The sequence below is a fragment of the Luteimonas notoginsengisoli genome, from assembly GCF_042648885.1.
Taxonomy (GTDB): Bacteria; Pseudomonadota; Gammaproteobacteria; order Xanthomonadales; family Xanthomonadaceae; genus Luteimonas; species Luteimonas notoginsengisoli.
The window spans coordinates 761,362-774,124 of the sequence record NZ_JBHRYF010000001.1; the positions used below are offsets into that span (position 1 = coordinate 761,362).

Annotated in this window: 12 protein-coding genes; 4 read left to right on the plus strand and 8 right to left on the minus strand. The window is 70.7% G+C overall.

What is annotated here, in order from left to right:
* Positions 1-255: 255 nt before the first annotated feature.
* The 3 genes from ACFOM9_RS03560 to ACFOM9_RS03570 are packed head-to-tail and all read right to left on the minus strand — an operon-like array spanning position 256 to position 2,809.
* Entirely contained in the window at positions 256-1,479 is a 1,224-nt protein-coding gene (locus ACFOM9_RS03560) for an endonuclease/exonuclease/phosphatase family protein (RefSeq protein ID WP_386706237.1), read from the minus strand.
* Positions 1,476-2,252 (minus strand): arginyltransferase, encoded by a 777-nt coding sequence (locus ACFOM9_RS03565; protein ID WP_386707293.1) that lies wholly within the window; start codon positions 2,250-2,252, stop codon positions 1,476-1,478. The genes ACFOM9_RS03560 and ACFOM9_RS03565 overlap by 4 nt, the downstream gene beginning before the upstream one ends.
* Positions 2,222-2,809 carry a phosphatase PAP2 family protein gene (locus ACFOM9_RS03570; protein ID WP_386706239.1) on the minus strand — a complete coding sequence of 196 codons (588 nt, stop codon included), beginning with the start codon at positions 2,807-2,809 and terminating at the stop codon, positions 2,222-2,224. Before ACFOM9_RS03570 ends, ACFOM9_RS03565 begins: the two co-directional genes overlap by 31 nt.
* A gap of 139 nt (positions 2,810-2,948) precedes the next feature.
* Between ACFOM9_RS03570 and ACFOM9_RS03575 the strand changes: the two genes are divergently transcribed.
* On the plus strand, positions 2,949-3,521 hold the full coding sequence (locus ACFOM9_RS03575; protein ID WP_386706241.1) for an EF-hand domain-containing protein: 573 nt from the start codon (positions 2,949-2,951) through the stop codon (positions 3,519-3,521).
* Positions 3,522-3,783: 262 nt separating this feature from the next.
* Here ACFOM9_RS03575 and ACFOM9_RS03580 read toward each other — a convergent pair whose 3' ends face one another.
* From ACFOM9_RS03580 to ACFOM9_RS03595, 4 genes are all read right to left on the minus strand, one after another.
* Positions 3,784-4,935: an RNA polymerase sigma factor gene (locus ACFOM9_RS03580; protein WP_386706243.1), complete on the minus strand. Its 1,152-nt coding sequence runs from the start codon at positions 4,933-4,935 to the stop codon at positions 3,784-3,786.
* Between the two features lie 227 nt (positions 4,936-5,162).
* Entirely contained in the window at positions 5,163-5,996 is an 834-nt protein-coding gene (locus ACFOM9_RS03585; RefSeq protein WP_386706245.1) for a hypothetical protein, read from the minus strand.
* Positions 5,997-6,003: 7 nt separating this feature from the next.
* Complete coding sequence (tesB, locus tag ACFOM9_RS03590) at positions 6,004-6,909, minus strand: acyl-CoA thioesterase II (protein WP_386706247.1); 906 nt, start codon at positions 6,907-6,909, stop codon at positions 6,004-6,006.
* 184 nt (positions 6,910-7,093) lie between these two features.
* Positions 7,094-7,666, minus strand: a complete 573-nt coding sequence (locus tag ACFOM9_RS03595; protein ID WP_386706248.1) for an N-acetylmuramoyl-L-alanine amidase — start codon at positions 7,664-7,666, stop codon at positions 7,094-7,096.
* 22 nt (positions 7,667-7,688) lie between these two features.
* Here ACFOM9_RS03595 and ACFOM9_RS03600 point away from each other — a divergent pair, with 22 nt between their 5' ends.
* From ACFOM9_RS03600 to ACFOM9_RS03610, 3 genes are all read left to right on the plus strand, one after another.
* Positions 7,689-8,219, plus strand: a complete 531-nt coding sequence (locus ACFOM9_RS03600; RefSeq protein WP_386706250.1) for a hypothetical protein — start codon at positions 7,689-7,691, stop codon at positions 8,217-8,219.
* Positions 8,220-8,457: 238 nt separating this feature from the next.
* On the plus strand, positions 8,458-10,620 hold the full coding sequence (gene rlmKL, locus ACFOM9_RS03605) for a bifunctional 23S rRNA (guanine(2069)-N(7))-methyltransferase RlmK/23S rRNA (guanine(2445)-N(2))-methyltransferase RlmL (RefSeq protein ID WP_386706252.1): 2,163 nt from the start codon (positions 8,458-8,460) through the stop codon (positions 10,618-10,620).
* A gap of 320 nt (positions 10,621-10,940) precedes the next feature.
* Positions 10,941-11,807, plus strand: a complete 867-nt coding sequence (locus ACFOM9_RS03610) for a pirin family protein (protein ID WP_386706254.1) — start codon at positions 10,941-10,943, stop codon at positions 11,805-11,807.
* A 291-nt stretch (positions 11,808-12,098) separates the two neighbouring features.
* Here ACFOM9_RS03610 and ACFOM9_RS03615 read toward each other — a convergent pair whose 3' ends face one another.
* The gene (locus ACFOM9_RS03615) at positions 12,099-12,542 is read right to left on the minus strand and encodes a hypothetical protein (RefSeq protein ID WP_386706256.1); all 444 of its coding nucleotides are present in this window, start codon (positions 12,540-12,542) and stop codon (positions 12,099-12,101) included.
* Positions 12,543-12,763 lie beyond the last annotated feature (221 nt).

Below are 12,763 nucleotides of genomic sequence, written 5' to 3' on the forward strand. Positions count from 1 at the left end.
ACGGGCGGCGCCGCGGTCTCGTGACGCCGTCGCGCGCCGCGAGCTCGCTGAAAGCCGCACCGTCCCGCGCGGCTGCCCGGGAACTGAGCCGCGGATTCCTGGATGGACGCACGGAGTCAGGGGCAGTCCGCGTCTGCCGGCGACCGCGCCGAAGGTCTGACGCCAGCCACTGCTCCCCGTGGAAAGGCAAGCCCGCCATGGCGCATGGGCGAATTCAGCGCGGCAATGGCCGCTCCGCAGAGACAATCGCAGGGGTCAGGGTTCGATCGCCACGTCCACCCACACCAGCCGGTGGTCGCTGGCGGTGACCAGCGCGCCCGCCGGGGTGGTCGATTCCGGCCAGTAGACGCCGCTGCCCGCCAGCCGAAGGCCGGTCGATGGCAGCACGTAGTCCAGTCGCAGCGTACCGACCCGGTCGCCGAAATCGCCCGTCGCATGGGCGGCGGCGTCGCGGTGCGCGATGCCCTCCGCGGCGTACTTCGCGGCTGCCCCGATCGCGCCTTCGCTGCGCGAGGGCGCCTGGCGCAGCACGCGCGGATGCCCGAGCAGGTCGACGATCGCCTCGTGGCGGCCATCGCCGTCGAGCGGGTCGTTGTTGAGGTCGCCCACGATGACGAAGCGCGCGCCAGCCTCCAGCCCGCCGCAGCGGCCGGCGTCGTCGCACAGCCATGGCTGGTCGCCCGCAGAAATGTACTCTCGCCACAGCCGGATCTCGTCGGCGTTGCGCGCGCCGTTGCGGTCTTCGGGACCATCGAAAACCGGCGGCGTGGGGTGCGAGGCGAGCAGGTGCAGCGTGCCGCCTGGAACGCGGATCGGAACGTCCCAGTGCGATTTCGACGACAGCCGCAGCTGCGCCCAGGTCGCGTCCGGATGGAAGGGCGCGCCCGAGTCCGGGTCGACCGGGCGCGCCGCATCCGGCATCGCACTCCACTTCAACCGCTGGAACGTGCGCGCCGCCGCGGCGTCGATGGGATGCCGCGACAGCACCAGCATTCCGTATTGGCCGGGATGCAGGCCATAGCCCCAGGCATCGTTGCCGTGGTCGCGTCCGACCCCGCCGACGGCCCCGCTGCGGTCGAGGTCGAGGCCGCTCGGCACGCCGGTGTTCACCGGTGCGAGGTAGCGATGGGGATAGCGCAGCGGCGCGCCGCCGCCGGGTTGGGCCTGTTCGAGGTAATCGCGCTGGAACAGGTCGGCGGCGCGGTGCGCGCTGTCGTGGTCGAACTCGTTGAGCAGCACGATGTCGGGTCGGACACGCTGCAGCACTGCGGCGATCCGGCGCGCACGGTCGTCGCCGGCTTCGAGGCGTCTGACCAGGCCGCTGGCGGCGTCGTCATAGAGCGAGGTGTTGTAGGTCGCGACACGCAGCGTGCCGTTGACGTGCACCGGGCGCGCGGCGTCCGCCGCCGGTTCATCGTGCACGCGAACGCAGCCCGCGCAGGCCAGCCACAGCAGGCACAGTGGAACGGCCGCCTTCATGCATCGTCCCCGCGCTCCAGTCGCCGCCAGCCGCGGCCAGTGAATGTTTCCAGCGGCCGGTAGCGTTGCTTGTAATCCATCTTGCGGTGGCCTTCGATCCAGTAGCCCAGGTACAGGTGGTCGAGGCCCTCGCTGCGCGCCCATTCCACCTGCCGCAGCACGGCGAACGTGCCCAGTCCGCGCGCGGATTCGGCCGGATCGAAGAACGTGTAGACCGCCGAAAGCGCACGCTGCGTGCGGTCGGTCACCGCCACGGCCAGCAGGCGTCCCGCGTTCCGGAACTCAAGGAAGCGCCCCTCCGACCATGCGCCCACCAGGAACTGCTCGAACTCGCTGGCGCCGTGCTCGTCCATGCCGCCTCCGGCATGGCGCGCCTTCAGGTAGCGCTGGTAGAGCGCAAGTTGTTCGTCGGTGCGCTGCGCCGCCACCACGCGCATCGCGACATCCGCGTTGCGTTGCAGGCACCGGCGCTGGCTGCGGTCGGGGACGAAGTCGGCCACCGGGATGCGCACCGCGACGCAGGCGCGGCACTGGCCGCAATGGGGCCGATAGACGAGGTCGCCCGAGCGGCGGAATCCCCACTCCAGCGCCTGCGGATAGAACTGCGGCAGCCGGGGGTCGCGCGGATCGAGCACCATGTCGCGGGCGGCGCGTTCGGGAAAGTAGCCGCAGGGATGCGCGCCGGTGTCGAACACCCGCAGGCCTTCCTCGTCGCGGCGCGGCGTGCTGCCCACGTCCGGTCCTAACCGGCCACGGCCGGCAGCAGGCGCCAGAAGGCGAGGCCGGCCAGTGCGCCGGCGATCGCGCCGGCCGCGAGGTCGCGCGGCGCGTGCCGGTCCAGCACCAGCCGCGACCAAGCGACCGCGAGCGCGAATCCGACGCCCGCCGCGCAGGCCAGCCACGACAGCTGCAGCAGGAGCACCGCCGCGTACATCGCGAACGCGACGTGCAGCGACAGCTTGCACCAGCGCGCGGACACCATCGCCACCGCCACCAGCAGCGCCGACAGCGCCAGGCCCAGCGCCAATTCGCGCTGCGGCGACCACGCCCACACGGCCGTGGCGGCGACCGCGAACAGGACCAGCAGGAAGCGGTTGAGCGTGCGCCGCTCCCCGCGGCCGCTGGCATCGACGTGGCGCCAGCGATTGCGCCGCACCTGCCAGTGCGAGTACCCCATGACGCCGGCGGCGATCGCCCCCAGCCCCATTGCCAGTGCGGCCAGGCGCGCAGGGCCGGCGCCGCGATGGGCCGCCAGCAGCAGGGCCGCTCCCGGCAGCGACAGCAGCGGATGGCCAAGGATCGAGAGCGCGCGGGCGATGCCGTTCAACATCGGGCAAGCATAGCGCCCGCGCTCGCAGGCGCTGCGACTGTCCGCGTGCTGAACGCGCCGGACCGCATGTCATCCCGGCGGGCAGCCGGGCGTTGACCGATGCGATGGCGGCACCGTCGCTGCCGGAATGGAGATATCGATGAACCACAAGATCCTGTTCGCCACCGTGGCACTGGTACTCGCCTCGGGTGGTACCGCCGCGGCCCAGCAGCCTGCCACCACGTCCGGCAAGGCCGGGCACCACATGCGCCTGGACACCAACAGCGACGGCGCGATCGATCGAGCCGAAGCCGCCGCTTCGCCGCGCCTGGCCGAGCGTTTCGACCAGATGGACAAGGACAAGGACGGCAAGCTGCTCGCCGGCGAAGTTTCGCGCCGCCATGGCTGGGGTCATCGCGGCCACCGGATGATGATGAAACTCGATGCCGACAAGGACGGGCGCGTCAGCAAGGCCGAGGCCGCGGCAGAGCCGAAATTTGCAGAGCGCTTCGCCAAGCTGGACTTCAACAAGGACGGCTATGCCGACCGGGCCGACTTCAAGGCGCGCATGGAACAGCGTCGCGGTGAGTGCTTCGACAAGGCCGACCTCAACAAGGACGGCAAGCTCAGCCGGGTCGAGTACTCGAACATGCACGAAGCCTGCGGCAGAGGGATGGACGACGGGCCGGGGATGCGCGCAGACAGGCAACAGGGCGCCGTTTCGACGAAGTAGGGCTGCAAGCGACTGTCAGGCCCGCGCAGGGATGCGCGGGCTTTTTCGTGCGCGGCAAGGATGCGCGCCGATTCGGCCTGCCCGTCGACTCTGGTGCAGGAGCGGCCCGGACGCGCGGTCCGGGCGGTGATCGCGTCGCTTTATCGGGACGTGTGCCGGGGGTGTCGTTTGGAGAAATGCCTGGGGCCGACGCTTCGGACAAACCGCGATCGCTCTGCGCCCGCGGCTGCGGGGTGAGCACAGGATTGATCGACCGCCCGGATCAGAACAGCCCCGCCGAGCGCAGGCCCAGGAACATGCCTGCACAGCCCGACGCGAGGCCGATCGTGCCGCCGATCCAGCAGTGGATGCGTTCACGCCGTCGCCGCCGGGCTGCCGCGACCGGGTCGTGGGCAGCCTCCCGTGCATGGCGCCGGCGCATGGCGCGGGGCTGGGCCACCAGCGCCTGATAGAAGACGACCGCGATGAAGCCGATCCACGCGAGCACGGTCGAGACCAGCATGGCGGGGCCCTGCGTGCCGGACGCGGCCAGGAGCATGCACGCGACGAATCCGATCGATGCCAGCGCGTTGATCACCGCGCTGCGCACGAGTGCGCTGCGTTCCTCGGCGTCGATCGCGCCCTTCAGCTGGTTGCGCAGCCCCAGCCAGATGCCGGCGGAAGCGGCGACCAGTGCGATGCCGATGCTGCCTGCGGCGCCGAGCAGCAGTTTGGCGAAGGTCTTGGCGCCACCTGCCGCCGCGACGGCGAGAATTCCCTTGGCCGCGGCGGGCGGGCTGGCGACGACCAGCGCGGTGGAGAGGATCGTGGCGAACGTGGCGGTCGGCGCACTGCTGCGCGCGAACTCGCCGAAGCGTCGCAGCAGGTCCTCGCGCAGGCTCTGGCGCGCGCGCGACAGGCGCTTGCGGACGGCGGCATCGGACAGCCCGAGCAGCGCGGCCACCTGCTGCGAGCTCTGGTCCTCGCGGTAGTAGAGCAGCAGCACTTCGCGGCTTTCCTCCGGCAGCGCGGCGATCAGTTCGGCGGCGGCCAGCTCGCGCTCGTCCGCGGCCAGTTGCTGGGCCGGCGTCGGCGCAGGATCGGCGGCCAGCGAGATCGCGATTTCCGCGCCCTCGCCGTCGAGCGGGCGATGCCGGTTCGCGCGCAGGTGGTCGCGGGCGAGGTTGCGCGTGATCTGGCGCAGCCAGGGCAGGAAACTCGACGGATTCTGCAGGCGCCGGAGGTTCTGCCAGGCGGCCAGGAAGGCGTCCTGGGCGATGTCCTCGCTGGCCGGCACGTCGCGGGTGATGGCGAGCGCAACCGCGGTGACGACATTCTGGCAGGCAATGACGATGCGGCCATAGGCGTCGCGATCGCCGCGCGCGGCGGCGGGCAGCTCGTTGCGGATCAGCAGGTCGATGGCTTCGGCGTTCATGGCGGCTTTCGCGGGACGGTCAGCCTCAAGGACGCGGCGGCGGACGGGATGTGACCGGCCAGCTCGCGGACGGGACATCGTAATCCCGGCCGGCCAGCGGCCGCGAACGGCCCGGAGTCCATCAGGCGTCCCTTCCACGAAGCGGAATCCGTGCTCCGCTTCGTGCCACTGCGGGAAATCAGAGCGGCCGGGGTCGGCTCTCGCGGCGATGACGGCGTCGGGAACGCCTACAGCGGCTGCACGATCCGCCAGCCATCTCCCTCGCGGCGTACGTCGTACCACTGCGGTATTCCCTTCGCGCCCACCCGCCGACGCTGCAGGAAGATCGTGCCGGTGCCGCTCGGATTGGCTTCGTACTTGCCCACCGCGATCAACAGCGCCGCGGGCGCGCCTTCGACCGCGTGCGGGCACCGCGATGCCGGCAGTACGGGTCCCGGCGAGGGCGGCAATGCGGCGAGCAGCGCCGGGGAAGGATCGCCTCCATCGATGGCGATGCACGCGACCTCGCCCGCGCGCCCGGGCAGTTCGCCCCGCAGCAGGGCCACAGCCAGCGAGTCCGGCGTGGCGGTATTGCCGCGCTCGGGCAGGTCCTCCGGCACCGAAGCGACCGTGCCCGGCGCGGGTGCCGATGCGTGTGCCGGAGCCTGTTGCGTGGGAGTCCGCTGCGGTCGCGGGACCATGTAGGCCAGGGCCATGATCGCCGCGATCACCGCCAGCAGACCGAGCTTCATGCGCAGGGCCCGCCGCCGCGGATCGCTGCGGCGACCGGGCTCCGGATTGGTGCCGCGGAAACTCATCGCCACGTAGCTGTCGGCTGCGTTGCGCGAGGAGTCCATCAGCCCGGCCTCGCGCAGCATCGCGCGCGCCCTGGGCTGGTCCTCGGACCTGACGATCCACACTGCCGGCTTGGGTCCATCCTCGTCGCGATAGGAGAAGTTGCCGCGGATGCCGCCCTTGTACGAACGGCCGTGGGTGATGCGCACCTCGATCCCGGCGTCCTCGAGCAGCTTCGCCACGTGTTCGACGTTCTCGAGCCGCGCGCTGGTGAAGACCTGCCTCATCGTCTGATCACCTCGATGCCGGCACGTGCGAGGACGAGTCGCCCGCGGTCACGCGGATCAGGCCTTCCTGCGCGGTGCTGGCGACCAGCTGGCCCTGGCGGTCGAAGACCAGCCCGCGGGCCAGTCCGCGCGAGCCCTGCGCGCTGGGGCTGTCGATCGAATAGAGCAGCCAGTCGTCGGCGCGGAACGGGCGGTGGAACCACAGCGCATGGTCGAGCGAGGCCATCTGCACGTTGGGCTGGTAGTAGCTGATCCCGTGCGGGAAGGTCGCGGTGCCGAGCAGGTGGAAGTCCGACGCATAGGCGAGCAGCGCGCGATGCAGTTCGGGCGCGTCGCCGACCTTCTCGGCCAGGCGGAACCAGACCTGCTGGAACGGGGGCCGCTTCGGCGGCTTGAGCTCGTCGCGCGGATAGACATGGCGGAATTCGAATGGGCCCATGCGGTCGAGCCAGCGCTGCACCTTGGTCGGCAGGGTCGCCAGTACGTCCGGCGGGATCGCCGGCGCCGGGTCGATGTCCTCGGGCTTGGGCACTTCCGGCATCGACAGCTGGTGTTCGCCGCCGCCTTCCTGATCCTGGAACGACGCCGCGCAGAAGAAGATCACCTGGCCGTGCTGGATCGCGGTGACCCGGCGCACCGAGAACGTGCCGCCGTCGCGGGTGCGGTCGACGTCGTAGACGATCGGATGCTCGATGTCGCCGGCGCGCAGGAAATAGGCGTGCAGCGAATGCGCGTTGCGCGGCTGGGTCAGGGTCGCCTGCGCGGCCGACAGCGCCTGCCCCAGCACCTGGCCGCCGAACACGTACTTGGTACCGATGTCGCGGCTCTGGCCGCGGAACAGGTTGTCCTCCAGCCGCTCCAGCGACAGCAGTTCGATCAGCTCGGAGACCACGGGTTGCAGGGGAGGGGACATGGCGGGCCGGTGCGGGAGTCGGCGGCGATTATACGGGCGTGCGGGGGCCGGCCCCGACAAGGCTGCCGCGGGCGCGAGCTTGTGGGAGCGGCTTCAGCCGCGAGCTCTTGCAGGATGGTTGCCACCCAAAAGCTCACGGCTGAAGCCGCTCCACAAGGTCAACCCCAGTGCGCCAACGCCACAATCACGACAGCCGCTGCAGCGGCACTGCGCGCAGCACCCGCTGCCACGGGAACCGCGGCCCCGGGTCGCGCTTGCGCGGCACCAGCAGCGTCGCGTCGTCGCTGGCCGGCACCATCGCCGTGTCCAGGTCCTCGTGCCCGGCGATGTGGCGCAGCGACGGCAGCTCCGCGCGCAGCGCATTCAACAGACCGATCAGCGCCTCGATCTGTGCGTCGGGATAGGCCTCGTCCATCTCCTGGTGGCGCGAATCGAGCCAGTGCGGCCAGCGGCCGCTGTTGACCAGTTCGATGCCGATCGAGCGCGGGTTGTAGCCGCGGACGTGGTGGGCGATGCGGTCGGGTGCGATGAAGCGATGGCAGGCGCCGTCGCGATCGACGTAGTAGTGCCCGCTGTTGCCGGTGCCGGATTCGACGTAGATCACGCGCTCTCCGTACTCGCGGGCGGTCGCCAGGTCGGGCAGTTCGGTGCAGTGGACGACGACCAGGTCGACCTGTGCCAGCGCGCGTGCGTCCAGCCTGCTTTCATACGCAAGCGGAGACACCTGCGGCGCGTGCGGAACGGACTCGATCGGCATCCGGCGATGCTAGCATCCGCGCATGAGTACACGCGGCCACTGCATCCTGTCCCATGGTTTCGAGAGCGGCCCCGACGCGACCAAGGTCACCGCATTGGCCGAAGTGGCCGAGCGCTTGGGCTGGACCCACGAACGCCCCGACTACACCGATCTCGATGCCAGGCACGAAGTGAGCGAGCTGGGCGACGTGCCGGTGCGGCTGCGGCGCCTGCTTGCGCTGGCGCGCGCAGCGTCGTCGCGCGGTCCGGTGGTGCTGGCCGGCTCCAGCCTTGGCGCCTGGATCTCGGCGCGCGCCTCGCTGGAGCTCCCGGTGGCGGCGCTGTTCCTGATGGCCCCGCCGGTGGGGATGGAGCCTGCGCGGGCACTGGATGCCGCCGCGGTGCCGACATCGATCGTCCACGGCTGGGACGACGAACTGATCCCGGCTTCGCAGGTCGTCGACTGGGCGCGCACGCGCCGGGCGCGATTGCTGCTGGTGGACGATTCGCATCGGCTCGCCGGCCACGTGGAGGCTTCCGCGAACGCGTTCGCCTCGCTGCTGGCGGGGCTGTGATGCGGGTGGTCGAAGGCTGCGCCACGCATCCCCGTGTGTCCGCGTCCTCGCCTCGCCAATCCCGGACAAGCGGCGCCCCTGCGGGAGCGGCCCAGGCCGCACGATCTTCCTGCCGCCTCCGGCACGCAAGAAATTTGGCGGCTGAAGCCGCTCCCGGTGATTCGGGTTTGCGCGGAAGCCGTCGTCGGGTCGCCGCCGCAATGGATGCATCCGAAACACTGACGAGGCGGAAAGCCGCATGAAATTCTTCGCCTCCTGCGCCAAGGGCCTCGAGTACCTGCTCGCCGACGAGCTGCTCGCGCTGGGCTGCGCGCGCGCCACCGCCACCATGGCCGGGGTCAACGTCGAGGGCACGCTGGAAGACGCGCAGCGCGCGGTGCTGTGGTCGCGCCTGGCGAGCCGGGTGTTGTGGCCGCTGGTGGAGTTTCCCTGCGAGGACGAGCACGCGTTGTACCGCAACGTGGCCGTGGTGCCCTGGCGCGAGCACCTCGACGACACCATGACCCTGGCGGTCGACGCGCACGTGTCAGGGGAGGCGATCACCCACGCGCGCTACGCCGCGCTGCGGGTCAAGGATGCCGTGGTCGATACCCTGCGCGACGCAACCGGCGCGCGGCCATCGGTGGACGTCGAGGCGCCGGACCTGCGCCTGAACCTGGTGGTGCGCAAGGGCAGGGCGATCCTGTCGGTGGACCTCGGCGGCGGCCCGATGCACCGCCGCGGCTGGCGCCGCGCGCAGGGCGAAGCACCACTGAAGGAGAATCTCGCCGCGGCCGTCCTGCTGCGCGGCGGCTGGCCGCAGGTGTACGCCGATGGCGGCGCGCTGCTGGATCCCATGTGCGGCAGCGGCACGTTGATGATCGAGGGCGCGCTGATGGCCGCCGATGTGGCGCCGGGCCTCATGCGCCACGGCGAGGTGCTGCCGTCGCGCTGGCTCGGCTTCGACGAGAAAACGTGGGCGCGGATGTACGCCCAGGCGCATGAGCGCGAGCGCGCGGGCCGCGGCGCGCTGTGCGACGTGTTCGACGGCAGCGACAGCGACCCGCATGCGATCCGCACGGCGCGCGAGAACGCCACCGCCGCGGGCCTGCGCGACGCGATCCGGCTCGAGGTGCGCGACATGGCCGCGCTGCCGGTGCAATCCACGCCGCGCGGACTGGTGGTTTGCAATCCGCCCTACGATGCGCGGCTGGCCGCGGACGCGGCCCTGTACCGCACCCTCGGCGCCGCGCTCAAGCGGGCGGCGCCCGGTTGGCGCGCCAGCCTGTTGTGCGGCGACGCGGCGCTGGCCCAGGCCACCGGCCTGCGCGCGGCGAAGAAGTACCAGTTGTTCAACGGCGCGCTCGAATGCAGCCTGATCGTCTGCGACCCGCTGCGGCCTACGCTGCGCGAGGACGCGCAGGCGCGGGCGTTGTCCGAAGGCGCGCAGATGCTCGCCAACCGCCTGCGCAAGAACCTGCGCAACCTCAAATCCTGGCGCGCCCGCGAAGCCGTGGAATGCTTCCGCGCCTACGATGCGGACCTGCCCGAGTACGCCGCGGCGATCGACGTCTATGCCGAGGCCGACGATCCCGACGCCACCTGGCTGCACGTGCAGGAATACGTGGCCCCGGCGGAAATCCCCGAAGCCGACGTCCGCCGGCGCTTTGGCGAAGTCCTGGCCGCCGCACGCGAAGTGTTCGGGGTGCCGCGCGAGCGGGTCGCCACGAAGACCCGCGCGCGCGGCAAGGGCGGCAGCAAGTACGCCCAGGCGGGCGCCGGCCTCGGCCCGCGCGGAGAGACCTTCGTCGTGCGCGAGGGCGCGGCGCGGCTGCGGGTGAACCTGTTCGACTACCTCGACACCGGCCTGTTCCTCGACCACCGCCCGTTGCGCCAGCGCATCTTCCGCGAGGGGCGCGGCCGCCGCTTTCTCAACCTGTTCTGCTACACCGGCGCGGCGACGGTGCAGGCCGCGGTGGGCGGCGCGTCATCGACGACCAGCGTCGACCTGTCGGCGACCTACCTGCAATGGCTGTCGGACAACCTGCAGGAAAACACCTTCGAAGGGCGCGCCATCGGCGGCGATGCGCATCGCCTGGTGCAGGCCGACGCGATGGCGTGGCTGGAGGCCGATCCGGGCCGCTACGACCTGATCTTCTGCGATCCCCCGACCTTCTCCAACTCCGCGCGCGCCGACGATTTCGACATCCAGCGCGAACACGTGCGGTTGCTGCGCGCAGCGGTGGCGCGGCTGTCGCAGGGCGGCGTCCTGTACTTCTCCAACAACTTCCGCCGCTTTCGCCTGGATACCGAAGCGGTGGCGGCCTTCGCCGACTGCGAGGACATCAGCGCGCAGACGATCCCGCAGGACTTCGCGCGCAACCCGCGCATCCACCAGGCCTGGCGGCTGACGCGGTCGTAGCCCGGGTGCGTGCGCCGCAGCGACCAGCCTTGCCGGTCGGTCAGTTTCGCGGGCTTCCACCAGCGCGCCGCAGCGGGTAACCAGCCTGCGCTCCGGTGCGTCCATCGGATGGGCACGCGCTCGCAGGCCGGTTCTTCGCTGCCGATGCCGATCCTGCGAGGATGCCAGTGCTGCTGCGCGGCGCGGTGGGCGGAGGACCGCACCGCCCATGCCAGGCGGCACGCGCCGCTGCGAGAACCACGGTGCGTTCCAGCCATGGCGCTGGTTGGCGCGCATCATGGCCCCATCCAGGGTCCATCGCATTCCATCGGAGCCTTGCCATGCAGACCACCAGCCACGCCCACGTCGTCCGCAAGGTCCGCGGTGAAGCGACCTCCGATGGCGCCGGGGTCAAGCTGACCCGCGTCATCGGCGGCCCTGCGCTGCCCGCGCTCGATCCCTTCCTGCTGCTGGACGAGTTCGGCACCGAGCAGGCCGAGGACTACATCGCAGGCTTCCCGAGCCACCCGCACCGCGGCTTCGAAACCGTGACCTACATGCTCGACGGCCGCATGCGGCACAAGGACAACCACGGCAACGAAGGCCTGCTGGTGCCCGGCAGCGTGCAGTGGATGACCGCCGGCCGGGGCCTCGTGCATTCGGAAATGCCCGAGCAGCAGGAGGGCCGCATGCGCGGGTTCCAGCTGTGGGTGAACCTGCCGTCGAAGGACAAGATGATCGATCCGCGCTACCAGGAATTCGACGCAGCGCGGATACCGGCAGTGCAGCCTGCCAGCGGCGTGACCGTCAAGGCGATCGCCGGCGAAGTCGACGACGGCCGCGGCGGCAGCGTGCGCGGTCCGATCGTGCAGCCGGCGACCGATCCGCTCTACCTGGACATCACGCTCGACGCAGACGCGGGCTGGGGATATGCCCTGCCGGAAGGCCACAACGCCTTCGCCTACGTGTTCGAGGGCGAGGTCGCGCTTGGCGAGGGCGACGACGCCCGGCCGTTGGGTTCCCATGAGATGGGCGTGCTTGGCGGCGGCGGGATGCTGGATTTGCGCGCCGGCGAGGCCGGCGCACGCCTGATCCTGGTGGCGGGCCGGCCGCTGCGAGAGCCGGTCGCCCGGCACGGGCCATTCGTGATGAATACCCGCGAAGAGCTGATGCAGGCGTTCGTGGATTTCCAGGAAGGGCGCTTCTAGCAGCGCCCGTCGGACGCTGCCTCCCGGGGTTTTCCGCTCGCAAGGCAGGGAGCGGCGGCAGTGTCGTTGCGAAGCGACCAGCCCGGGTGCGAACGCAATCGTGCGTGCGCGCAGGCAAAAGCCTGGCTGCCTCAGCCTCTTCCCGTTTGCGGGAGAGGGACCACACCGGGTACCTGACTGCGTGGAGCGCACCATGCTTGCGCGAGCGCAATCCGGCTCGCGCATGCACGCGAAAGTCCTATCGAGACAGATGACGCCATCGCGGCTGCGACGGCGCCGCCTGGCGCACTGTCAGTTGCTGCTGAGCTGCGGCCCGTGGAAGCGCAGCGATTGGGCCTGCTGCAGGGCGCTCGCCAGCTCGGCTTCCGAGTTGGCGCGCAGCGAAATGTGCGCGACCCGGCCATTGCCGAGTTCGATCAGGGTCTCGCGGACCTGCGCCTGCGGCGCGGAGGCGATTTCGCCGCGGTACCAGCGCGTCTCGTGACCGTCGATCACGGCCTCCTCGGCCCGGTCGGCACGCTTGGGCTCGAACGGCGAATCCTTGGCAATCGTCACGGCGAAAACCTCGCCGCCATCCTCCTGCAGCGCCTTGCAGAAGACGAAATCGTCGCCGGTCATCGCCTTCCACGACAGGTGGCTGTCGCCAGGCAACAGTGGGCATTCCCCGGCCGATTGCGCCTCGACGGCGCCGATGGCCAGCAGGCATGCGAGCGGAAGTATCCGAAGCAGGTTCATACGCACCCCCTTGCGCACGGGAACAGCTGTTACCCGACCATAGTGGAGGGCCGGGCGGGATGCAAACCGTGACGCAGATCACTTTTGATCGGCAACAGCGCATCGACGCGCCCCTCACGCGACGATCGGTTGCATTGAAAGGCCCCGGTTCAAGGCGCCGCGGCGGGCCTGCCCGAGCCGTTCGGGTGCGCGTTTTCGCGGAAGCTCAGCGCATCCGCAAG